A 19,909-nucleotide genomic window follows, 5' to 3' on the forward strand; every position below is an offset into this window, starting at 1 on the left:
GGGAACTAGAGAATTTGCTCCCCTCTCCCAAAATTGGGAGAGGGGCTGTTCTTGTGAGGGTCAAACCTCGAAAGCATGCCTTGCCTAACTTCTACCTTAAGTTGACACGTATGGGCAATGCTGTGCCCCTACGGGAAATCTATATGTATCAGGGTTTTAGTGAAATAGTATTAGGGGAGCTAAAGTGCAGCTTTGGCTCTTTGGGGTTCCGGGTATTATGCTTAATTGCCCGGACATGATATCACAAATCTTGTTGTTCAATGCAGTATTGTGTCATAATCCGATTTTATAATTTGGAACTTTAAATTGTAAATTACTTATGCATTGTTCTGTCACCCTAACCCAACTGGTTGAAGTTATTTTGGCTCAGACTGGAAACTTATCTGAAGCTGCTTTAACACAAGTAAGTAGCGGTATACAAACAGATAGCCGTAGCATAAAACCGGGTGAAGTATTTCTAGCTTTACGAGGCGATAAGTTTGATGGACATGAATTTGTGCCAACTGCGATCGCAAAGGGTGCAATTGCTGCAATTGTAGATTTTGAATACGAAAATCCGGCATTTCCGATATTACAGGTAAAAAACACCCTGAAGGCATATCAACAAATTGGCAGATGGTGGCGCGATCGCTTTAATATTCCTGTAATTGGCATCACAGGTTCGGTGGGCAAAACTACAACTAAAGAATTGATTGCCGCAGTTTTAGGGACAAAAGGACGAGTTCATAAAACTTATGAAAATTTTAACAATGAAATTGGTGTCCCGAAAACTCTCCTAGAACTTGGCGCAGAAGATGACTACGCCGTGATTGAAATGGCGATGCGGGGTAGAGGACAAATTGCCGAACTGACGCAAATAGCGCGTCCAACAATTGGAGTGATTACCAATGTGGGAACGGCGCATATTGAGTTACTGGGTTCGGAAGAAGCGATCGCTCAGGCAAAATGTGAGTTATTAGCCGAAATGTCTGCTGATAGCGTAGCAATTCTCAACCACGACAATCCCCTATTAATTACGACGGCGGCTTCAGTTTGGGACGGAGAAGTTTTGACTTACGGCTTTTCTGGTGGGGATATTCAAGGGCAGTTAATTGATCACGAGACTGTGGAAGTCGCCGGAATCCAACTACCTCTACCGTTGCCTGGTCGTCACAATGCGACTAATTTCTTGGCAGCTTTAGCGGTGGCAAAGGTGTTGGGAATCGATTGGGCAAGCCTGAAAGCAGGTGTGATGGTGAATATGCCCACAGGCCGATCGCAGCGATTTACTTTACCCAATGATGTGGTAATCTTAGATGAAACTTATAATGCTGCACCGGAAGCCATGATCGCAGCGTTGCAATTATTGGCAGACACACCCGGAAAGCGTAAGATTGCCGTATTGGGTGCAATGAAAGAATTGGGAGAGCGATCGCAGCAGTTGCACCAGCGAGTGGGAGAAACAGTGCGAAAGTTGAATTTAGACGGCTTGTTGGTTTTGGTAGATGGACAAGATGCCGAAGCGATCGCCCTTAGTGCCCAAGGTATCCCATCGGAGTGCTTTGCAACTCAGGCTGATTTGCTGGCTAGGTTGAAGACATTTGTCCAAGCAGGCGATCGTTTATTATTCAAAGCCGCCCATTCTGTGGGATTAGATCGGGTAGTCAATCAGTTACGTGCAGAATTTCCCAAATGAATCTACCGCTAGAAACCCAACGTCTCAGACTGCGAGACTTTGTAGAATCAGATTGGCCAGGGGTTCATCAATATGCTAGCGATCGTGAAGTTGTGCGTTATTTGACCTTTGGCCCTAATAGTGAAGAAGATACCAAGAATTTTTTGCAAAGAGAGATTTCATTGCAAGGGGAAGAACCCCGTCAGCATTTTGCCTTGGCAGTGACTTTAAAACCCCAAAAGCAATTAATTGGTATCAGTCGCATATCTGTTAAGGATACTGGCAACAAAACAGGCTCTATTGGATACTGTTTCACTAAGGAATTTTGGGGACAAGGATATGCAACTGAAGCGATAAAAGCAGTTCTATCATTTGGTTTTCAGGAGTTAGGCTTACATCGCATCTTTGCGACTTGTCACCCAGAAAACATTGCCTCAGCACGAGTTATGCAAAAAATCGGAATGCAGGAGGAAGGATATTTGCGAGAACACCATTGGATTAAAGGAGAATGGCGAGACTCTTGGCTATATGCCATCCTTGAGCATGAATGGAGAGGCGTTAAATGATGATTTTCAGAAAATCTCACCAATAGACGCTCGATAGACTTCAGTTGGAAAGACTAGGGCTGTTACTGTAACGTCTTTGAAAAAGAATTGCTGCCAAGTTAGCTACCAAACAGGTAATTGCTAGCCACAGCAAAATATAAGTAGGAGGCATCACCACGCCAATCAGGAACCAAGTATATACGTGCAGTATCATTACAGAAGCGAAAAAGCTGGCAATTCCGGCAGATTGCCAGACTTGATGCAATGGGCGACGTAAGGCTACTAGGCTGATCGTTAAAATTGTCACAAGCAAATTCGCTGGTACCAGAAATGCACAAATACTTATGCAGTTGCCACGAGATAAATCAGCTAAGGTGTTAAGATCGAGCATTAATTTCTTGGGATAGATGTTAGCTTTTTAATAATTTAATTTATTTTATTTTAAAATAACGAAAGATAAATTAACATATCAGTGAGTAATCACTTTACAAATATAACATAAATTAAACTCGTTGGCTGTATTTTGATACTACCAATAGTTAGTTAATTATAAAAATTTTGGATCAGGAGGGTGGAAAACACCCACCCTAGCTGAATTAACCCGGTAAAATCACTGTATCGATAATGTGTATCACACCATTATCAGCTTTGATATCTGCTGCTAAGACTGTGGCATTTTTAATTTCAAAACCATCAGAAGAATGAATTTTAATCGGTGAACCTTCGACAGAATTAACCGTACCGAGTTGTGCCAAATCAGCTTGTAGTAGCTTTCCTGGAACGACATGATACTTTAAAATCCGCGTTAGCTGGGGAATATTCTGTAACAGAGTTTGGATAGTTCCTGCTGGTAACTTGGCAAAAGCATCGTCATTTGGTGCAAAGACAGTGAACGGGCCAGGACTTTTTAATGTTTCTACTAAACCAGCCGCTTGTACAGCCGCTACTAGTGTTTTGAAAGACTCAGCCGTAACAGCAATATCAACAATATCAGGCATATATCTTACCTAAATCTCTGTAAAAGATTTTAAAGGATAATAAACCTATTTGAAGTTTTATTACAGCTATTTTCAGGTAAATAGACCACGCGGTAAGGGCACAGCATTGCTGTGCCCCTACAACAGATGTGGTTCAAATACATGAAAACTGGTGTAAACAGGGAGTGTGAGAGAAGAAGCTCTTGATACCATTTCTTTTTGAAGATGCGTCTAAAAAACTTAGGCAATACTTCGACTTCGCTCAGTACAAGTGCCCCATGCCCCATGCCTAATTATGATTAGCTTTCCAGTTTGCCAAGTCAGTTAAAGAGCGATCGCGGTAACGTCCATAACGCTCTTGTTTACTTTTGATTTTCGCACCCAATTCCGGAAAAATCCCAAAGTTCGGCGGCATTGGTTGGAAATGCTTCGGCGAAGCGGAACTAATAAATTCCAATAACGCACCGATCATTGTTGTTGGTGGTAAAATCAAAGTTTCTTTACCCAAAGCTAGCCGCGCTGCATTAATTCCCGCCAAGCAACCACCCGCAGCCGCAGCAGTGTAGCCTTCAGTACCAATCAACTGTCCAGCAGCTAACAATGTCGGACGCTCTTTAAATTGCAGAGTCGGATACATTAACTGAGGGGCATTAATAAAAGTGTTGCGGTGCATCACTCCCAGCCGGACAAACTCCGCCTTTTCCAAACTGGGAATTAGCTGAAATATTCGCTTTTGCTCACCCCAACGCAGATTAGTTTGAAATCCTACCATATTCCACAGTTGACCGGCTTTATCTTCTTGTCGCAACTGCACTACAGCATAAGGGCGTTCCCCGGTGCGAGTATCTGACAATCCCACTGGCTTTAGGGGGCCGTAGCGCATGGTATCTTCCCCCCTCTGTGCTAGTTCTTCTATGGGTAAACAAGCTTCAAAAAATTTCGCCGTTTCCCTTTCAAAACCTTTGAGTTCTGTTTGTTCAGCTTTACAAAGTTCTTCTTGAAAGTGCAAATACTGCTCTTTATTCATTGGACAGTTGAGATAAGCGGCTTCACCTTTGTCATAACGTGATGCCATAAAAGCAACGTCATGGTTAATCGATTCTCCCACAATAATCGGACTAGCCGCATCAAAAAAGCTGAGGTATTCCATCCCGGTAAAACGGCGCAAATCCTCGGCTAAGTCGGGGCTGGTTAATGGCCCAGTCGCCAAAACTACAACTCCTTCTGGAATTGCAGACACTTCACCCCGGCGAAATTCAATTAAAGGATGGCTAGCTAAAGTTTGAGTCAAGTCTTGGCCAAATTGTCCTCTATCGACGGCTAGCGCCCCACCCGCAGGTACGGCGTGTTCATCAGCTTTAGAAATGACGATCGAACCCAGTTGACGTAACTCTTCGTGCACTAATCCCGCCGCGCGATCGCTTGCCATTGCCCCAAAGGAATTACTACAGACTAATTCTGCTAAATCTTCTGTATGATGAGCAGGACTAAATCGTTTTGGACGCATTTCATATAAAATTACAGGCACTCCAGCTTGGGCTATTTGCCACGCTGCTTCTGTTCCAGCTAGTCCACCTCCAATTACTTGTATCGGTTGTTGTTCCATAGTTAAATTTTTAGTTCCTACATCATAAGTATCCATCAGCATCGGCGCTAGGACGTATCAACAACTAGGGCGTTTTAGACATATAGCGGTTCTTGTTTGAGTGAGGTACAAGAACCCCACCCCCAACCCCCTAAGAGCAAGCGAGGAGGGGGCTATGATGTACCTCATGTGATTAGGAAACGCTATAGCCAGTAGCGACAGCATAACGCACCATCAACAGCAGCAATTATAAATTATCTGTGTCAATTCCCTTTTGTTTGAGTTTCGCTAACAATTCTTGATAGCGATCGCGCTCTTTTTCTAATTCCTGTAAAGCCGCTTCCTTTTCTTGTAAAGCCGCTTCTTTTTCTTGTGAAGCCGCTTCTAATTCTTGTAAAGCCGCTTCCTTTGCTTGACGTTCCTGTTCTGCACGTTGGCGTTCTTGTTCCCGTAACTGGTCAATTTCTCCGGGGCTTAAAAACTTTTGTCCGGTGGGAGAAACAATTTCCAGGGTATCCAGTGTCAGTGTAAAACAGATTCCCAAACGCGGACTTACCCAGCCATTCATCTCTTCGATCACTTCAAAACTATCCCCAGAACGCAGCAAGCCATTTAAATCGTTCTTATCAGGATCATAAATATAATATTCTTCCACGCCGTAACGCTGGTAAAACTGCAATTTTTTGGTCATTTCTTTGAGGGTGTTACCTGGCGATAGAATTTCAAATACTACCTGTGGTGGTATATTATTTTCATTCCACTGTAAATAGGAACTCCGTTTTCCTTTTGGTCTGCCAAAGACTACCATCGTATCGGGCGCTTGTTTAATATTAGGGTTTCCTTGAACTGGATACCAAAACAAATCTCCGGCGATAAATACATCAGCTAGCGATGCAAATAAGATTTCTAAATTTTCTTTAATTTTGACAATCCATGCAAATTGTTCTGTATTATCCGCCATTGGCTGTCCGTCGCTTTCTGGGTAGATGACTTCGATGGTGGTTTCTGGTGTTACTTGTTGTACCATTGCTGCACCTCCAAGTATGGGGTTTTTAGCTGAGATTTATAGTTGAGATAGCGATCGCGTTAATATTGATTTTAGCTATAGATCCAGATAATCTTGATTGCAGATGCGAAGAAACTCTTCAAATTAATCATCAGGAGGATGCCAACCACTAATTGTCCAACGTCGTCGGGCAATAAGTATAACTGGATTATTCATTCGCAAGCAAACAATTGTCGCCCTACCAATAATAGTTAAACCTTAAAGTGTTGTAGCATCAAAACTCTAAGTAAAATTATCAGACCATCTCTGTGTACGCGGATTAAATGTTAATAGCTTGAAGTCTTTTCTCTGCTTCTTCCGCCCACAGAGTATCAATTTCTAATTGATTTTCAGCATCCAGACTTTTAAACAAATGTTCAGCAAGCATTGCTCTTAACCCTGGAGGTAGTGACAATGCAGCATCGAAGATTTCATCATAGGTGTTAACCATACTTTTTTCACATTTAATAGCAGGTTATTGTGATTTTAGTTTAGGTTACTTTTTCTGTTTCTAGCTAAATATTCAAAACTCCTAACTCAGCACGGGCTAAACCTTAGCTATCCGCTAACACTACTTTAGCCGCCAAATTTTGATGGTTTTGTCATAACTACCACTGACAAGGGTTTTGCCATCTGGGCTGAAGGCGAGGGAATAAACCTGCTCAGAATGCCCTGTAAGAGTGCGGATTTGCTTTCCTGTTGCGAGATTCCACAGTTTGATCGTGTTAAAACTACTACTGGCAAGGGTTTTGCTATCTGGGCTAAAGGCGACGGAATTAACTGTGTAAGAATGCCCTGTGAGGGTGCGGATTTGCTCTCCTGTTGCGAGATCCCAAATTTTGATGGTCATGGTGTAAAGACTACTACTGGCAACTGTTTTGCCATCTGGGCTAATGGCGACGTTAAGCACCTCAGAATGCCCTGTGAGGGTGCGGATTTGCTCTCCTGTTGCGAGATTCCACAGTTTGACGATGTTGTCATAACAACCACTGGCAACTGTTTTGCCATCTGGGCTGAAGGCAAAGAAACAAACACAGGCAGAATACTCTCTGAGAGTGCGGATTTGCTTTCCTGTTGCTAAATTCCACAGTTTGATATTGTTACCACTATCACTGGCAAGGGTTTTGCCATCTGGGCTAATGGCGACGGAATTAACCGAGGTAGAATTCCCCCTAAGGGTACGGATTACTTCTCCCGCAAACAGAATAATCCAGAGTTTTCTTAATGCTGTTTGGAGGAGGGATACTCTGGGTTGTACTAGCAGTTTTGTTGGCACTACTGCTGGTTGGGTTGTATTTACGGTTACTGAATGTCGTTGCGGGAGATTTAAATCTTGTAACACTTCCGCCGCCGACTGATAACGCTCCTGGTATTCTTCTTGCAACAATCTATCCAGCATCCGCCCCAAATCCTGACTCACTGGTTTTTGCAAATACTGTCTCCAACTAGCAACCCAACCATAACCTTGTCGTTTCCACAGTTCCCAAGGGTGAATTCCACTCAACAGGTGAAAGCAAGTTGCACCAACATTATATAAATCACTGGCTGGGTAAGCTTCACCTCCTTGCATTTGTTCCAGTGGCGCATAACCAAAGGAACCGATCGCTGTTCCTGGTTGCGTCATCACCGTTGCTGTCAATTGTTTGGATACACCAAAGTCAATCAGCACCAACTTACCATCACCGCGACGAATGATATTCTCTGGCTTGATATCGCGGTGAATGACTTTTTGTTGATGAACTGTTTTGAGAATATCTAACAAATCAAGCAATAATTCTCTGACTTTTTGCTCATTGAAAATTCCCTGCTGTTGTAATTCCGCCAATAAATTTTGCCCGTCGATAAACTCTTGCACCAAATACAGGCGATTATCTTCGTTAAAATACGCCAACAGTGTGGGAATTTGGCGATGGTTTCCTAACTGTTGCAGTCGCTTTGCTTCTTGCTCAAATAGTTCTGTGGCCTTTTGCAGTGCGCCTGTTCCCTGAACTTGCGGTGCAAATTGCTTGATTACACAATGCTCATTTAGTTTGTCGATATCTTCTGCCAAATAAGTTTGACCAAATCCTCCACCACCTAATGATTTAATTGGGCGATAGCGGTTTCTCAGCACTACCAATCCTGTGCCGCAGTTTGAGCAAAACATTGTGCGATCGCTATTGGGCGGATTGTGGCAATCTGGATTAAGGCAGCAGATCATAACTGTGCTTGTGTGGGGCAATGTATTTATTATCGCCTAGCTATAAGCTATTCCTCGGATAAATCGCAAAATAGTAGATAAGTAGAGTTTTTATAAGCAACAGGGTTTGCAATAAGTCGCCAAGGCTTACTATTATCTATGTCACAATTGAGGAACAGACAATCAACCCAACCAACGAACAAGCTTTAGCCTGTGTGCGTGTCTGCCAGATGCTATCTAATGGTTATCGCAACATCCAACTATTCCGTTTTAATGAACTCAAGGGATACATATTCATTCTGGCAGGTGATAATATTCAAATCATGATTTTTCCTAGTGGAGACTGGAGGTTTATCGATGAAACCTAATTTTGCCCAAATGTCCACAAAAGAACTAAGAGCTTATGTGTTTGCACATCGGGAAGATTTAGAAGCTTTAGATATATTAGTTAGCCGCCGCACTCCTGACTCGGAAGCTACATGGTACGGGCCAATGGTGACTGAAGATGGTATGCCAATAGAAGAAAATATTCGCATAGCAGAAGAAGCAATTAAGCAGCGCATTGAGCAAGCAAATCAAAGAAAGCAAGATTCTCAGAGTTAAGGCTTAAGTTGCCTTTTGGTGTTTATATTGTCCATATCACAATTGAGGAACAGACAATCAACCCAACCAACGAACAAGCACAAGCCTGTGTGCGAGTCTGCCAAATGTTGTCAAACACTTACAAAGATATTCATCTGTTTCGTTTTGAAATCCAAACTAGAGATGTGTATATTTTGGCAGGCGAGAATATTCAAATTATCGTACCCCCTAGTGGACTTTGGAGGTTTTTGAATGAAACCGAACTTTGAAGCAATGACTAGCAAAGAACTAACAGCTTATATACTTGCACACCGAGATGATGATGAAGCTATTCGTGTCCTGTTTAGTCGCCGTAATCCTCCCGACTCCGAAGCAACATGGTATGGGCCAATGGTGACAGCAGACGGTACACCAATAGAAGAAAATATTCGCATCGCAGAAGAAGCAATTAAGCAACGAATTGAGCAAGCAAATAAAAGAAAGCAAGATTCTCAAAGTTAAGGCTTACTCGTCTGGATTCACACCTATGTCTCTCAGTTTTTGCGCCAAGCTTTCACCCCGTTGACGTTCCTGTTCTAACAATAATTCAGACTGCTGTAACTGTTGTTGAGCTTGTTCTTTTTGCTGTCTTTCCAAATCTGCTTTTTTGCAATAATTAGCTATTATGGAAATTTCCGATCGCGCACTTCTAAGGCATAATCTTGCACAGCTTTGGTAATCGTCTCCCGCAAGTTTGTATAAACCTTGGCAAAGGGTGGACGTTTCTCGGTAAGTCCGATGACATCTGAGGTAACTAAAACTTGTCCATCGCAGTGAATTCCTGCACCGATACCAATTGTCGGAATGCTCAATTTTTGTGTAATCTGCATTGCTAAATCTGCGGGGATATGCTCTAACACTAAAGAAAATACACCAGCTTGTTCCAGAGCGATCGCTTCATTTAAAATTCTTTCACCCGTTTCCTGGCTCTTTCCCTGTTGTCGCAAACCAAGTTGATGTATTGATTGCGGTGTCAAACCTACATGACCCATTACCGGAATTCCAACTTGTACTAAACGAGCTATAGTTTCAGCGATCGCTGGATAGCCACCTTCCAATTTTACCGCTTGAGCGCCTGTTTCCTTCAATACCCGCCCAGCTGAGTGCATCGCTTGCTGGAGACTTTCTTGATAGGTCAAAAATGGTAAATCTACAACCACTAATGCACGTTTAACTCCTCGACGCACGGATTTGGCGTGATATATCATTTCATCCAAAGTTATGGGCAGTGTTGTTTCATACCCTAAAACTACTGCCATAGAGTCACCCACGAGGATTAAGTCTACACCAGCTGCGTCAAGGAGTTGAGCGATCGCATAATCCCAGGCCGTCAACGCCACAATTGCACGTCCCTGTTGTTTCCATTGAATTAATTGCTGGGTAGTGATTGCCATTTTTTGAGTGCTGAGTGCTAGTGCTGAGTAGTGAGTGCTGACTGAGGAGTGCTGAGTGAGAAGTGAGGAGTTTTGAATTTAAAAATTCTTTAACTTATAACTCCTAACTCTTAACTCCTAACTTTTAACTAATTATTTAACGGCGTGACTAAAAGCAATATGGGGTTTTGCACTACCCATTTTGGGCATTAACCAAGCTAGACCTTCACTAGTGCCGATCCATAATTTATTGCTAATGTCAGGTGCAAGGGCAAGAACCCGACTAGAAGGAAGTCCAGCAACTTCTGCATCTAACACAGCTCCTGTATTTGGATTTAATCGTAACAAACCATTATTAGTCCCGACCCAGACACTACCATCTTTAGCAAAACGTACCACCGTCACATTACGCCCACGCAGGCGAGTTACAGAGCGCAACACTGCACCAGTTTTTGGGTTAATAACTAGCAAATTATTCGGCATTCCCGCCCAAATCAATCCTTCTGGACTAATAGCTAAAGCTTGTACAGTCGTCCCTGGCAAATCTGCTATCCGCTTGATAATCGCAGCACTAGCAGTATTTACCCGCACTAATCCATCAAGAGTGCCAACCCACAGTTGACCTTCAGCATCTAAAGTCAGGGTGTTGGCGCTGACACCAGGCAGATTTTTTAATGTTGTCATAATCAAGCCTTGGTCGGGACTAATTAAAGCTAAACCATTATCGGTTCCCACCCACAAATAACCCCGCTTGTCAAGTAACAGAGACAACACCCGTTTAGAAGGCAAAAATAAATTCTGCGCGGTGATTTCGTTAGTGCGCGGGTCTACTCGGATCAGTCCCTCAGAACTTCCTACCCACAAACGTCCTACTTTGTCTTGAGCTAAAGCACCAATGGCAACACTTGGCAAGCTAACACGAGAAATAATCTTGCCGGTTTTAGGATCAATCCGCGATAGTCCCCGCCCAGAACCTACCCAAAGATTGCCTGTAACATCTCCCAGTAAGTTATTGACACGATAATCAATTTCTGGCGAATGTTCTTGCACTCGCCGCTCATCTGGCAAGGGTTGTACTTGCGGGGGCGGTGGGGAAGGTGGGTAAACAGGAGTTACATCAGACGAATTAATCTCAGGGGTTTTTTGTGCCCATCCCATACTTGGCAAAGCTATCAACCCCAACAAAATAGAACTAATCAATAAACTAGTATGCTTGCAAAACAATACCACGGTGACATTTCCTTCGGAGACAATACCCATCGCTACCTAAACTCGCTTTGGGTTAATTCCAGTGTTCCCCTCGCTGAGATTTTTTAACCGTCATAGGCAATTTTTCTCAAATTTAATCGGTATTGGGCATGGGGCAAACAATTCTTGTAACTCCCCACTCCTGTGGAGACGCGATTAATCGCGTCTCTACTCCCCACTCCTAACTCCCCACTCCCCAAAAGATTCTTTACAGTTATTAATGACGTTTTGTAAACTTTTTGTTACAAAATGTTTAAATCTCTCTGTGATAACAAAATTAAATAGGTAAGTTAAAAACTTTCAAAGAATAACTTATCAAATTATTGATATATTGTGAGACAAGCTACAAATTACGTGGTGTGCAATTCTTTTTTCTTTCGCTATAAGTATAGCAGGGAACAGTAAAAACACTAGGTTGTATACCCCTAGATGGTGAAAACAGTGGTAAGGAAGATTACCAACCCTGCCAAAGTGTCCACCGCCAAAAACTCTACCCTCTACTAAAAGCGACCCTTAAAAAAATTTTCCTGATCTTCTTCCCTCTGAAGAAGGGAAAGAGCGGGATGAGCGAAGTTGCAAAAAACGTGATTTGATAAGTAAAAGAGAGATTTCTGAGAAGGATAAAATATGTCTTACGCTCAAACTAAGACTCAGAGCAAAACTGGGTATAAAGCCGGGGTTCAAGATTACAGACTAACTTATTACACACCCGATTACACACCGAAAGATACAGACATTTTAGCGGCATTCCGTGTTACACCTCAGCCTGGAGTTCCCCCAGAAGAAGCAGCTGCGGCTGTAGCGGCTGAGTCTTCCACTGGTACTTGGACAACTGTGTGGACAGATTTGCTCACCGACCTTGATCGCTACAAAGGTCGTTGCTACGACATCGAACCCGTTCCTGGTGATGACAACCAATTCATTGCCTACATTGCCTATCCTTTGGATTTGTTTGAAGAAGGTTCTGTAACCAATATGTTGACCTCCATTGTAGGCAACGTATTTGGTTTCAAAGCTTTGCGAGCGCTACGTCTGGAAGACTTGCGGATTCCTGTAGCTTATCTGAAGACTTTCCAAGGACCTCCCCACGGTATTCAAGTTGAGCGTGACAAGTTAAACAAATACGGTCGTCCTTTGTTGGGTTGTACAATTAAGCCCAAATTAGGTCTTTCGGCTAAAAACTACGGACGCGCTGTATACGAGTGCTTACGCGGTGGTTTGGACTTCACCAAAGACGACGAAAACATCAACTCTGCTCCATTCCAAAGATGGCGCGATCGCTTCTTGTTCGTATCTGAAGCTATTGCCAAAGCTCAAGCTGAAACCGGTGAAATCAAAGGTCACTACCTAAACGTCACAGCTCCCACCTGTGAAGAAATGCTGAAGCGGGCTGAGTTCGCTAAAGAACTCAAACAGCCTATCATTATGCACGACTACCTCACCGCAGGTTTCACCGCCAACACCACATTGGCTCGTTGGTGTCGTGACAATGGTATTCTGTTGCACATTCACCGCGCTATGCACGCCGTTATTGACCGTCAAAAGAACCACGGTATCCACTTCCGCGTTTTGGCTAAGGCCCTGCGGATGTCTGGTGGTGATCACATCCACACCGGAACAGTGGTTGGTAAACTCGAAGGTGAACGCGGGATCACAATGGGCTTCGTTGACTTGTTGCGTGAAAACTACGTAGAACAAGACAAGTCTCGCGGTATCTACTTTACCCAAGACTGGGCTTCTCTACCTGGAGTATTTGCTGTTGCTTCTGGTGGTATCCACATTTGGCACATGCCTGCACTCGTAGAAATCTTTGGTGATGACTCCGTGCTGCAATTTGGTGGTGGTACTCTCGGTCATCCTTGGGGTAATGCTCCAGGTGCTACAGCTAACCGCGTAGCTTTAGAAGCTTGCATCCAAGCTCGTAACGAAGGCCGCAACTTGGCTCGTGAAGGTAACGACATTATCCGCGAAGCCGCTAAGTGGTCTCCTGAATTAGCCGTTGCTTGCGAACTGTGGAAAGAAATCAAGTTCGAGTTTGAAGCTATGGATACCGTCTGATCAAAAGTTAGGAGTTAGAAGTTAGGAGTTAAGAGTTACATTAATTCATAACTCATAACTCTTAATTCATAACTCATAACTGTTGACGGCTGGGGTCAAGCATGAATCTTAAGCAAATTGCGAAGGACACAGCCAAGACTCTCCAAAGTTATCTGACTTATCAGGCTCTAAGGACAGTGTTGGCACAGCTAGGCGAAACGAATCCTCCATTAGAACTTTGGTTGCATAACTTTTCGTCTGGCAAAATTCAGAATGGTGAATCATACATTGAGCAACTGTTGCAAGAAAAACCAGATTTGGCTTTGCGAATCATGACTGTCAGAGAACATATTGCGGAAGAAGTCATTGATTTTTTACCGGAAATGGTTCGTACTGGCATTCAGCAAGCCAACATGGAACAGCGTCGCCAGCATTTAGAACGCATCACCCGAATAGACACATCAAACCCCAGTCTGCAACCAGAACAGCAAGCAAGTTCAGATCCGAATTTAGATAACTTATCGAATTAGTTCGGTCAACCTAGTAGTAAAAAATCACAACCCATTATCAAAAGCTATGCAAACTTTACCAAAAGAGCGTCGTTACGAAACCCTTTCTTATCTGCCCCCTCTGTCTGATGCTCAAATTGCCAAGCAGATCCAGTACATTTTGAATCAAGGTTACATTCCAGCGATCGAGTTTAACGAAACTTCTGACCCTACAGAATTATATTGGACAATGTGGAAGCTGCCTTTGTTTGGTGCTAAATCCACTCAAGAAGTATTGAGCGAAGTTCAAGGATGCCGTTCTCAATTCAACACCAGCTATATTCGGGTTGTGGGTTTTGACAACATCAAGCAGTGCCAAATTCTCAGCTTTCTTGTTCACAAACCTAACAAATACTAAGGTTAGCAAGCTTTAAGTAATTGGTTTATTTCCATAGGAGAGGTAGAATTATCTGCCTCTCCTATTTGTTAGATTTGTTTTGAAACGCAGAGGGACGCAAAGGGACGCGGAGTTATTTTTAAGAAGGTAATAAATGGAATTACAGTATCTCCCGGATGTAAGAATTTGTTTTGTTGGTGACTCTTTTGTTAATGCTACTGGCGATCCAGAATGTCTTGGTTGGACAGGCAGGATATGTGCTAATGCTAATAAAAAAGGCTATGATATCACCTACTATAATTTAAGAATTAGGCGAGATACTAGTACTGATATAGCAAAGCGTTGGTTACAGGAAGTATCACTTCGTTTACCCAAAGAATATGATGGCAGGGTTATATTTTCCTTTGGATTAAATGACACAACAGTAGAAAATGGTAAAACTCGCGTAGATTTAGCAGATTCTATCAAAAATACCCGTGAAATTTTAAGTGAAGCTCAAAAGTTGTACCCTGTGTTGATGGTTGGTTTTGCACCATATCCAGAACAAGAAAACCCTCAAAGTAGGCAGAGAAATACCGATTTATCTAAACAGTATGCTTTGATTTGTAATGAATTAAATGTGCCTTATTTAGATGTTTTTCCGATATTAGAAAAATCAAACATCTGGATAAATGAGGCACGTTACTATTGTTGCTACACTACCTTTGCATCATCGTGACCCTTTCGACCGGATTTTAATTGCACAGTCGATAGTTTAAAATACACCTATACTAAGTGCTGATAAAATTTTTGATGCATATCCAATTAGGCGTATATGGTAGATAGCGCTCCTTTTCTACCAAAAGATAGATAAATAAACACTAATCACCAAAAAAACTTAACATTACTTTAAGCACTGCTAGGCAAAGATAATTTTATGGGTTATTACATCGCTCCCCGCTTTCTGGATAAACTCGCTGTCCACATTACCAAAAACTTTCTCAAGCTTCCTGGTGTGCGAGTTCCCGTGATTTTGGGTATTCACGGACGCAAAGGAGAAGGCAAAACATTTCAATGTCAATTAGTCTTCGAGAAAATGGGTATCGAGGTAACTAACATCTCTGGCGGTGAATTGGAAAGTCCAGATGCAGGAGATCCAGCGCGGTTGATTCGGCTGCGCTATCGGGAAACTGCGGAACTGATCAAAGTACGCGGCAAAATGTGTGTACTGATGATTAACGATTTAGATGCGGGTGCTGGACGCTTTGATGAAGGCACTCAATATACTGTAAATACGCAGTTGGTGAATGCCACACTGATGAATATTGCTGATAATCCTACAGATGTGCAGTTGCCTGGAAGCTATGATTCTACGCCTTTACGTCGTGTGCCGATTATTGTCACAGGTAATGATTTTTCCACCCTCTATGCACCGTTAATTCGGGATGGACGGATGGAGAAGTTCTACTGGGAACCAAACCGAGACGACAAGGTGGGAATTGTCAAGGGGATTTTTGAAGCGGATGGACTGTCACAGAAGGAAGTTGAACAGCTAGTTGATACTTTTGTCAATCAGTCGATTGACTTTTTTAGCGCTTTGCGATCACGCATTTATGACGAACAAATCCGCAACTACATCCATCAAGTAGGTTTTGAGCGGGTATCGTTGAGTGTGGTGAATAGCGTTGAAGGTCCACCAGAATTTAAAAAGCCAGATTTCAAGCTGTCTCACTTAATCGAGTCTGGTAACTTCCTCGTTGGTGAACAAAAACGGGTGGAAAATTCTCATTTGGTTGATGATTATAACCGACTCAATCGAGGTAGAAATTCTGATCAATCTCCACCACCTGCTGCTGTAACACCAATTAGTCAGCCGTCAAATGCCGCAACTCAAAAAGCAAAAAGTAATGGATTCCCGAAAGAGGAAGTATCAAGCCCACATTTGACCCTAGAGACACAAGGACAAATTCGGGAACTCTTATCTCAAGGTTACAAAATTAGTATTGAACACGTAGATGAGCGCCGTTTCCGCACAGGTTCTTGGCAAAGTTGTGTTCATAGCCACATTGATAGCGAGTCTGATGCAATCTCAAATTTGGAATCAACTCTGACAGAATATAGCGGTGAGTATGTGCGCTTGGTAGGTATTGATCCAAAAGCCAAGCGGCGGGTGGTGGAGACGATTATTCATCGTCCGCATGGAAGAAATTAGGCGTAGATAAATGATAAAGTGCGATCGCTACCCAAAAGTCCTCTAAAACCTCACCCTGTCCTATCGGACATCCCTCTCCTTAGTAAGGCTAAGGTGTACACACAAGTCATTGAATTACCCAAAACAAAAGAAAAACCTCTCTCGTTCCCAACCTCTGGCTATTGGTGACAACTTAAAGCGATCGTCAAAATGTCAAGTGGGGTGTGGAGATAAATCCAAAGTGTTTTGCTGTCGGGATTTAGGTTGATATTTAACAATACCCAAATCCCGATTTTTGGGGAACTCTTGTCGGGTGGGCAGCGTTCGACTGACTTGTACTGAGCGTTGTCGTTGGCGCAGCCTCTCGTAGAGAAGTAGCGCTCACGCCGAAGTCTTGTCATGCCCGCCCTAATTATGCAAGTTAAATGTGGAACAGCTTATCTCTCTCAGAGACTTCTAATTGAAAAATATCCTATCGTCGAGGCGTATTGCAATCATGCGTGTCAACTTAAGAAAAAAGTTGCTTTGAGAAGACGTTTTGCCCTCATCCCCTAACCCCTTCTCCCAACTTGGGAGAAGGGGAACTAGAGAATTTACTCCCCTCTCCCAAAAGTGGGAGAGGGGCTGTTCTTGTGAGGGTCAAACCTCGAAAGCATGCCTTGCCTAACTTCTAGGTTAAGTTGACACCAATGTATTGCAATACACCCCTACAAATGTAGAAATAATTTGGGATGATTTATTTTTTGGAAGTCCCTTATCTACCTCATTTTTCCATCTTCCCTGCAAGGGCTTGTTCCCAAATCGGCAAATCCTCCGGTCGGTCAACATCAGCTAAAAGCGACAAGTTCACATGAGATAAATTCAGTTTCTGGGCAATATCCACAGTTTTCTGGAATACTTGAGCAGTCCCCCACTCGATCTTAACGAACAACTCCGGCATGGGTTGGCGCAAACCAATTAAGTAATATCCACCATCGCTCGCAGGTCCAAGTACCAGATCAAAGGCGTGTAAGTTCTCAAAAGCTGTTGCTAGAATCTGGGCATTTACTCCCGGACAATCTGTACCGATGATAATTACATTTTCTGCACCAGATTGAAAGGCATTTCCAAGCGATCGCACCATCCGCGAACCTAGATCGCCTTCACCTTGAGAGTGGTAAACCAAATCCAACCCCAGCCAGTCTTGCATGAGTTGCAAATCGCCACCTGTAAACCGCACTTCCACAGATATGGCAATGGCTTTTTGCAATTCTTCAACCTGAAATATGGTATATTCAGTCATCTGGCGTTGAAGATTGGCAGCACCAACGCTTCCCAAAACAGGTATCAATCGAGTTTTTGTCTTCCCTGGTTCTGGATAGCGAGTGAAAATAATCAAGTGTTGTTTTGGGTTTGCTGGTAAGTTGAGCACACAATACCTTGTCTAACTAACTCAACAAAAAATATCTTAATAGCAATACTTATCATCATTAGTTGTAGTATGCTCCTTTGCTGTTCGCATTGCTCCTAAAATCGTCGAAACAAAAATGCAACGTTTAGCTTTACCACCAGACTTGCTAGATAGTGTTATTCGTCCTAGCGGTGGTTGCTTAACATTACCTCTATAATCAAATTGGATTTGCCTGATGCCATTTGTTTCTTGTAGGGTTGTTTCCGGATCTAAACGCACATTAGAATGTAGATTATTCCAGTTAGCATTAGATGGGTTGACTGTAACAGGATGAACTGCCCATTGAACAATACCGTTTTGTTCACGAAAACTAGCTTGCCAAGTCAATTTATCCTTGATGGATTGCCTTTGGGCTTGGCGCATAGCAAGGTGAACTTCGCTTCGGGCAGTGTTGAGGCGTTGAGTGTCCACAAAAGCTAGCCAGTTGGGTATTCCCAGCGTAGCTAATATACCAATTAATAGAATAACTACTAACATCTCTGGTAAGGTAAAACCACTGTTAGAGTGCTTATTCAAGAGATTTTTTACTTTAACTAGAGATTGTAAATGCACCTGGATACCCATTTTTGTTTTTTGGTCGTTTTTCAGCTACCCATCTATTGAACAATGTTTCAGGTTGTTGGCTTCTTGCTTTGCGCCAATTAGTAATACTGTAGAACAAGGTGGGCAAGGTAAGAATTATGATAATTTTTAATAACAATTTTAAGGTTAAATTTATATTCTGAAGTCTTGAAGGGTCGTTAAGAAAATACTTGCACATAAATCTAGCAGCGGCTAAACCTCTTTGTCGATTAAACGGCTTTTGTAGTGCTTTGCAGGTAAGATATTTGTATAAATTTGCTAGGCTTAGATTCCAACTATTCTTAAGTGTCGAAAGCGAGGGAGCGTCTCGTAGAGAAGGTCTTTCTTTGTACGCTCTTTTAAGCACTTGCAAGCAGGATTTTTCCTGCCTGACAAGATTAGAAGAAACTGAATTAGAACTCATTCGGTATAATATTTGTACAGATGGTACACATACAAAATCAAACTTAGAAGCTAATCGCAGCCACATATCCCAATCCTGAGCAGCATTTAGTGATTCATCAAATCCACCTAATTCAATTAAAGCTTCTCTATAAATCAAAGGATTGGAGCCATTTTCCAGAAAATTACTTACTAATAGCTTTTCATACACATTACCATTGACAGTAATATGCGTACCTGAAAGTAAGATTTCACCATTTTCATCGATATAATCAGTCCAGCTATAAGCAACCTTAGCGCCTAAGTTTTTTTGCAGAGCCTGCAACTGGCTTGCCAACTTATCGGCTGTCCAAATATCATCTGCATCTAAAAAACTAACAAATTTTCCCACAGCATATTTTAGTCCACGGTTACGACTAATATTTCCACCAGAATTCTCAAAGGAAAATACTTTTATTCGGGAGTCTTTAAAATTTGAAATAATCTCTAGTGTAGAGTCTTTTGAACCATCATTGATTACAATTAATTCTAAATCTGAAAAACTTTGATTTAGAACGGATTCAATTGTTTTTTTTATAGTTTTTTCGCTATTATAAGATGGTATTATTACAGAGATATGACTCATACATTTGCTTTTATTGATTACTTTTTTTCATTCTCTATAGTTATCTGTCTGACAAAAAAATGCCTAAAATAAAGCTTCAACGAGTAAAAAGGACTCATCATACTAGCCAAGTAAAATTCCATTTCAAAAAGAGCTATTAGATTACTTTCTAATTGCCCTCTATACTGAATAAGGTGCCGTAATACTCGGCGTAAATTCCCTAAAATAGTTTTCACAAACACTATTGGTTTTTGCCAATTTTTAGTATTTATCAAACGTAACTGGAAAATACACAAGCCACAGCCGCGTGCCAGAGTTAGGAGGTAATCTCTCTCAAGTCGCCAATGTGGTATTTGATGATAACTATGCATAGTAGGGTTATACCAAATTTGCCAGCCTGCACAATGTATGTAAAGCAATGGTTCATAGTCATCACCCTGCACCAAAATCCCAGGCAACTTCCCACTTAAAGTAGGTTGTTGTGGTACATTTTCACACCATACTTGTTTGCGAACAACAAGCGCTGCACCAGGAGGAAGTCTTAAATTATCCGCATCAAACAAATGTGGATTT

24 protein-coding genes and 2 pseudogenes are annotated in these 19,909 nt (G+C 42.3%); 12 read left to right on the forward strand and 14 right to left on the reverse strand.

Annotation, left to right across the window (positions count from 1 at the left end):
• Positions 1 to 319 precede the first annotated feature (319 nt).
• Both ACYTXL_RS31090 and ACYTXL_RS31095 read left to right on the forward strand, forming a co-directional pair.
• Positions 320 to 1,675, forward strand: coding sequence for a UDP-N-acetylmuramoyl-tripeptide--D-alanyl-D-alanine ligase (locus tag ACYTXL_RS31090; protein ID WP_461927990.1), 1,356 nt, complete (start codon positions 320 to 322; stop codon positions 1,673 to 1,675).
• The gene (locus tag ACYTXL_RS31095) at positions 1,672 to 2,220 is read left to right on the forward strand and encodes a GNAT family N-acetyltransferase (RefSeq protein WP_461927991.1); all 549 of its coding nucleotides are present in this window, start codon (positions 1,672 to 1,674) and stop codon (positions 2,218 to 2,220) included. Before ACYTXL_RS31090 ends, ACYTXL_RS31095 begins: the two co-directional genes overlap by 4 nt.
• Positions 2,221 to 2,260: 40 nt before the next feature.
• On the opposite strand, the gene ACYTXL_RS31100 is transcribed toward ACYTXL_RS31095, so the two are convergent.
• The 6 genes from ACYTXL_RS31100 to ACYTXL_RS31125 all read right to left on the reverse strand — a co-directional run bounded on the left by ACYTXL_RS31100 (position 2,261) and on the right by ACYTXL_RS31125 (position 8,006).
• Positions 2,261 to 2,590 (reverse strand): hypothetical protein, encoded by a 330-nt coding sequence (locus ACYTXL_RS31100; RefSeq protein WP_461927992.1) that lies wholly within the window; start codon positions 2,588 to 2,590, stop codon positions 2,261 to 2,263.
• Positions 2,591 to 2,795: 205 nt separating this feature from the next.
• Positions 2,796 to 3,197 (reverse strand): fasciclin domain-containing protein, encoded by a 402-nt coding sequence (locus ACYTXL_RS31105; RefSeq protein ID WP_461927993.1) that lies wholly within the window; start codon positions 3,195 to 3,197, stop codon positions 2,796 to 2,798.
• A gap of 268 nt (positions 3,198 to 3,465) precedes the next feature.
• Positions 3,466 to 4,782 (reverse strand): FADH(2)-oxidizing methylenetetrahydrofolate--tRNA-(uracil(54)-C(5))-methyltransferase TrmFO, encoded by a 1,317-nt coding sequence (trmFO, locus tag ACYTXL_RS31110; RefSeq protein ID WP_461928008.1) that lies wholly within the window; start codon positions 4,780 to 4,782, stop codon positions 3,466 to 3,468.
• A gap of 226 nt (positions 4,783 to 5,008) precedes the next feature.
• Positions 5,009 to 5,788 (reverse strand): Uma2 family endonuclease, encoded by a 780-nt coding sequence (locus ACYTXL_RS31115; RefSeq protein WP_461927994.1) that lies wholly within the window; start codon positions 5,786 to 5,788, stop codon positions 5,009 to 5,011.
• Between the two features lie 298 nt (positions 5,789 to 6,086).
• A complete protein-coding gene (locus ACYTXL_RS31120) occupies positions 6,087 to 6,257 on the reverse strand; it encodes an addiction module protein (protein WP_461927995.1) in 171 nt (56 codons plus the stop codon).
• Between the two features lie 120 nt (positions 6,258 to 6,377).
• The gene (locus ACYTXL_RS31125; RefSeq protein WP_461927996.1) at positions 6,378 to 8,006 is read right to left on the reverse strand and encodes a protein kinase domain-containing protein; all 1,629 of its coding nucleotides are present in this window, start codon (positions 8,004 to 8,006) and stop codon (positions 6,378 to 6,380) included.
• Positions 8,007 to 8,167: 161 nt separating this feature from the next.
• Between ACYTXL_RS31125 and ACYTXL_RS31130 the strand changes: the two genes are divergently transcribed.
• Genes ACYTXL_RS31130 through ACYTXL_RS31145 form a run of 4 tightly spaced genes read left to right on the forward strand, consistent with a single transcriptional unit; the run spans position 8,168 to position 9,068 of the window.
• Positions 8,168 to 8,353: a DUF6888 family protein gene (locus ACYTXL_RS31130; RefSeq protein ID WP_461928009.1), complete on the forward strand. Its 186-nt coding sequence runs from the start codon at positions 8,168 to 8,170 to the stop codon at positions 8,351 to 8,353.
• A complete protein-coding gene (locus tag ACYTXL_RS31135) occupies positions 8,343 to 8,588 on the forward strand; it encodes a DUF6887 family protein (RefSeq protein WP_461927997.1) in 246 nt (81 codons plus the stop codon). The genes ACYTXL_RS31130 and ACYTXL_RS31135 overlap by 11 nt, the downstream gene beginning before the upstream one ends.
• Before the next feature lie 8 nt (positions 8,589 to 8,596).
• Complete coding sequence (locus ACYTXL_RS31140) at positions 8,597 to 8,836, forward strand: DUF6888 family protein (RefSeq protein WP_461927998.1); 240 nt, start codon at positions 8,597 to 8,599, stop codon at positions 8,834 to 8,836.
• Positions 8,820 to 9,068 carry a DUF6887 family protein gene (locus ACYTXL_RS31145; protein ID WP_334953260.1) on the forward strand — a complete coding sequence of 83 codons (249 nt, stop codon included), beginning with the start codon at positions 8,820 to 8,822 and terminating at the stop codon, positions 9,066 to 9,068. The genes ACYTXL_RS31140 and ACYTXL_RS31145 overlap by 17 nt, the downstream gene beginning before the upstream one ends.
• A gap of 3 nt (positions 9,069 to 9,071) precedes the next feature.
• Here ACYTXL_RS31145 and ACYTXL_RS31150 read toward each other — a convergent pair whose 3' ends face one another.
• From ACYTXL_RS31150 to ACYTXL_RS31160, 3 genes are all read right to left on the reverse strand, one after another.
• Positions 9,072 to 9,203 carry a hypothetical protein gene (locus ACYTXL_RS31150; protein WP_461927999.1) on the reverse strand — a complete coding sequence of 44 codons (132 nt, stop codon included), beginning with the start codon at positions 9,201 to 9,203 and terminating at the stop codon, positions 9,072 to 9,074.
• A 26-nt stretch (positions 9,204 to 9,229) separates the two neighbouring features.
• Positions 9,230 to 10,000, reverse strand: coding sequence for a 3-methyl-2-oxobutanoate hydroxymethyltransferase (gene panB, locus ACYTXL_RS31155; RefSeq protein ID WP_335166711.1), 771 nt, complete (start codon positions 9,998 to 10,000; stop codon positions 9,230 to 9,232).
• A gap of 132 nt (positions 10,001 to 10,132) precedes the next feature.
• Positions 10,133 to 11,239, reverse strand: coding sequence for a ligand-binding sensor domain-containing protein (locus tag ACYTXL_RS31160; protein WP_461928000.1), 1,107 nt, complete (start codon positions 11,237 to 11,239; stop codon positions 10,133 to 10,135).
• A gap of 615 nt (positions 11,240 to 11,854) precedes the next feature.
• Here ACYTXL_RS31160 and ACYTXL_RS31165 point away from each other — a divergent pair.
• The 6 genes and pseudogenes from ACYTXL_RS31165 (at position 11,855) to ACYTXL_RS31190 (ending at position 16,340) form a co-directional block, all read left to right on the forward strand.
• On the forward strand, positions 11,855 to 13,285 hold the full coding sequence (locus tag ACYTXL_RS31165) for a form I ribulose bisphosphate carboxylase large subunit (RefSeq protein ID WP_335094643.1): 1,431 nt from the start codon (positions 11,855 to 11,857) through the stop codon (positions 13,283 to 13,285).
• A 101-nt stretch (positions 13,286 to 13,386) separates the two neighbouring features.
• Positions 13,387 to 13,794, forward strand: coding sequence for a RuBisCO chaperone RbcX (gene rcbX, locus ACYTXL_RS31170; protein WP_292771902.1), 408 nt, complete (start codon positions 13,387 to 13,389; stop codon positions 13,792 to 13,794).
• 46 nt (positions 13,795 to 13,840) lie between these two features.
• Entirely contained in the window at positions 13,841 to 14,170 is a 330-nt protein-coding gene (locus tag ACYTXL_RS31175) for a ribulose bisphosphate carboxylase small subunit (protein ID WP_461928001.1), read from the forward strand.
• Positions 14,171 to 14,303: 133 nt separating this feature from the next.
• Positions 14,304 to 14,867 carry a GDSL-type esterase/lipase family protein gene (locus tag ACYTXL_RS31180; protein WP_461928002.1) on the forward strand — a complete coding sequence of 188 codons (564 nt, stop codon included), beginning with the start codon at positions 14,304 to 14,306 and terminating at the stop codon, positions 14,865 to 14,867.
• Positions 14,827 to 14,970 (forward strand): annotated as a pseudogene (locus tag ACYTXL_RS31185) (PIN domain-containing protein); the annotation flags it as partial. The gene ACYTXL_RS31180 and the pseudogene ACYTXL_RS31185, both read left to right, overlap by 41 nt.
• 95 nt (positions 14,971 to 15,065) lie before the next feature.
• Positions 15,066 to 16,340, forward strand: a complete 1,275-nt coding sequence (locus tag ACYTXL_RS31190) for a ribulose bisphosphate carboxylase small subunit (RefSeq protein WP_461928003.1) — start codon at positions 15,066 to 15,068, stop codon at positions 16,338 to 16,340.
• 158 nt (positions 16,341 to 16,498) lie between these two features.
• On the opposite strand, the gene ACYTXL_RS31195 is transcribed toward ACYTXL_RS31190, so the two are convergent.
• The 5 genes and pseudogenes from ACYTXL_RS31195 to ACYTXL_RS31215 all read right to left on the reverse strand — a co-directional run.
• Positions 16,499 to 16,720 (reverse strand): hypothetical protein, encoded by a 222-nt coding sequence (locus ACYTXL_RS31195; RefSeq protein ID WP_461928004.1) that lies wholly within the window; start codon positions 16,718 to 16,720, stop codon positions 16,499 to 16,501.
• Between the two features lie 362 nt (positions 16,721 to 17,082).
• Positions 17,083 to 17,730 carry a TIGR04282 family arsenosugar biosynthesis glycosyltransferase gene (locus ACYTXL_RS31200; protein WP_461928005.1) on the reverse strand — a complete coding sequence of 216 codons (648 nt, stop codon included), beginning with the start codon at positions 17,728 to 17,730 and terminating at the stop codon, positions 17,083 to 17,085.
• Between the two features lie 36 nt (positions 17,731 to 17,766).
• Positions 17,767 to 18,333: a pilus assembly FimT family protein gene (locus tag ACYTXL_RS31205; RefSeq protein ID WP_461928006.1), complete on the reverse strand. Its 567-nt coding sequence runs from the start codon at positions 18,331 to 18,333 to the stop codon at positions 17,767 to 17,769.
• Positions 18,299 to 19,357, reverse strand: a complete 1,059-nt coding sequence (locus ACYTXL_RS31210) for a glycosyltransferase (protein WP_461928007.1) — start codon at positions 19,355 to 19,357, stop codon at positions 18,299 to 18,301. The genes ACYTXL_RS31205 and ACYTXL_RS31210 overlap by 35 nt, the downstream gene beginning before the upstream one ends.
• 17 nt (positions 19,358 to 19,374) lie before the next feature.
• Positions 19,375 to 19,909 (reverse strand): annotated as a pseudogene (locus ACYTXL_RS31215) (hormogonium polysaccharide biosynthesis glycosyltransferase HpsE); the annotation flags it as partial.

It is taken from the genome of Nostoc sp., assembly GCF_054880495.1.

Coding starts and splice junctions, on each gene's coding strand:
- ACYTXL_RS31090 (WP_461927990.1), top strand. CDS start 320: ATGCATTGTTCTGTCACCCTAACCCAACTGGTTGAAGTTATTTTGGCT.
- ACYTXL_RS31095 (WP_461927991.1), top strand. CDS start 1,672: ATGAATCTACCGCTAGAAACCCAACGTCTCAGACTGCGAGACTTTGTA.
- ACYTXL_RS31100 (WP_461927992.1), bottom strand. CDS start 2,590: ATGCTCGATCTTAACACCTTAGCTGATTTATCTCGTGGCAACTGCATA.
- ACYTXL_RS31105 (WP_461927993.1), bottom strand. CDS start 3,197: ATGCCTGATATTGTTGATATTGCTGTTACGGCTGAGTCTTTCAAAACA.
- trmFO (WP_461928008.1), bottom strand. CDS start 4,782: ATGGAACAACAACCGATACAAGTAATTGGAGGTGGACTAGCTGGAACA.
- ACYTXL_RS31115 (WP_461927994.1), bottom strand. CDS start 5,788: ATGGTACAACAAGTAACACCAGAAACCACCATCGAAGTCATCTACCCA.
- ACYTXL_RS31120 (WP_461927995.1), bottom strand. CDS start 6,257: ATGGTTAACACCTATGATGAAATCTTCGATGCTGCATTGTCACTACCT.
- ACYTXL_RS31125 (WP_461927996.1), bottom strand. CDS start 8,006: ATGATCTGCTGCCTTAATCCAGATTGCCACAATCCGCCCAATAGCGAT.
- ACYTXL_RS31135 (WP_461927997.1), top strand. CDS start 8,343: ATGAAACCTAATTTTGCCCAAATGTCCACAAAAGAACTAAGAGCTTAT.
- ACYTXL_RS31145 (WP_334953260.1), top strand. CDS start 8,820: ATGAAACCGAACTTTGAAGCAATGACTAGCAAAGAACTAACAGCTTAT.
- panB (WP_335166711.1), bottom strand. CDS start 10,000: ATGGCAATCACTACCCAGCAATTAATTCAATGGAAACAACAGGGACGT.
- ACYTXL_RS31160 (WP_461928000.1), bottom strand. CDS start 11,239: ATGGGTATTGTCTCCGAAGGAAATGTCACCGTGGTATTGTTTTGCAAG.
- ACYTXL_RS31165 (WP_335094643.1), top strand. CDS start 11,855: ATGTCTTACGCTCAAACTAAGACTCAGAGCAAAACTGGGTATAAAGCC.
- rcbX (WP_292771902.1), top strand. CDS start 13,387: ATGAATCTTAAGCAAATTGCGAAGGACACAGCCAAGACTCTCCAAAGT.
- ACYTXL_RS31175 (WP_461928001.1), top strand. CDS start 13,841: ATGCAAACTTTACCAAAAGAGCGTCGTTACGAAACCCTTTCTTATCTG.
- ACYTXL_RS31180 (WP_461928002.1), top strand. CDS start 14,304: ATGGAATTACAGTATCTCCCGGATGTAAGAATTTGTTTTGTTGGTGAC.
- ACYTXL_RS31190 (WP_461928003.1), top strand. CDS start 15,066: ATGGGTTATTACATCGCTCCCCGCTTTCTGGATAAACTCGCTGTCCAC.
- ACYTXL_RS31195 (WP_461928004.1), bottom strand. CDS start 16,720: ATGACAAGACTTCGGCGTGAGCGCTACTTCTCTACGAGAGGCTGCGCC.
- ACYTXL_RS31205 (WP_461928006.1), bottom strand. CDS start 18,333: ATGGGTATCCAGGTGCATTTACAATCTCTAGTTAAAGTAAAAAATCTC.
- ACYTXL_RS31210 (WP_461928007.1), bottom strand. CDS start 19,357: ATGAGTCATATCTCTGTAATAATACCATCTTATAATAGCGAAAAAACT.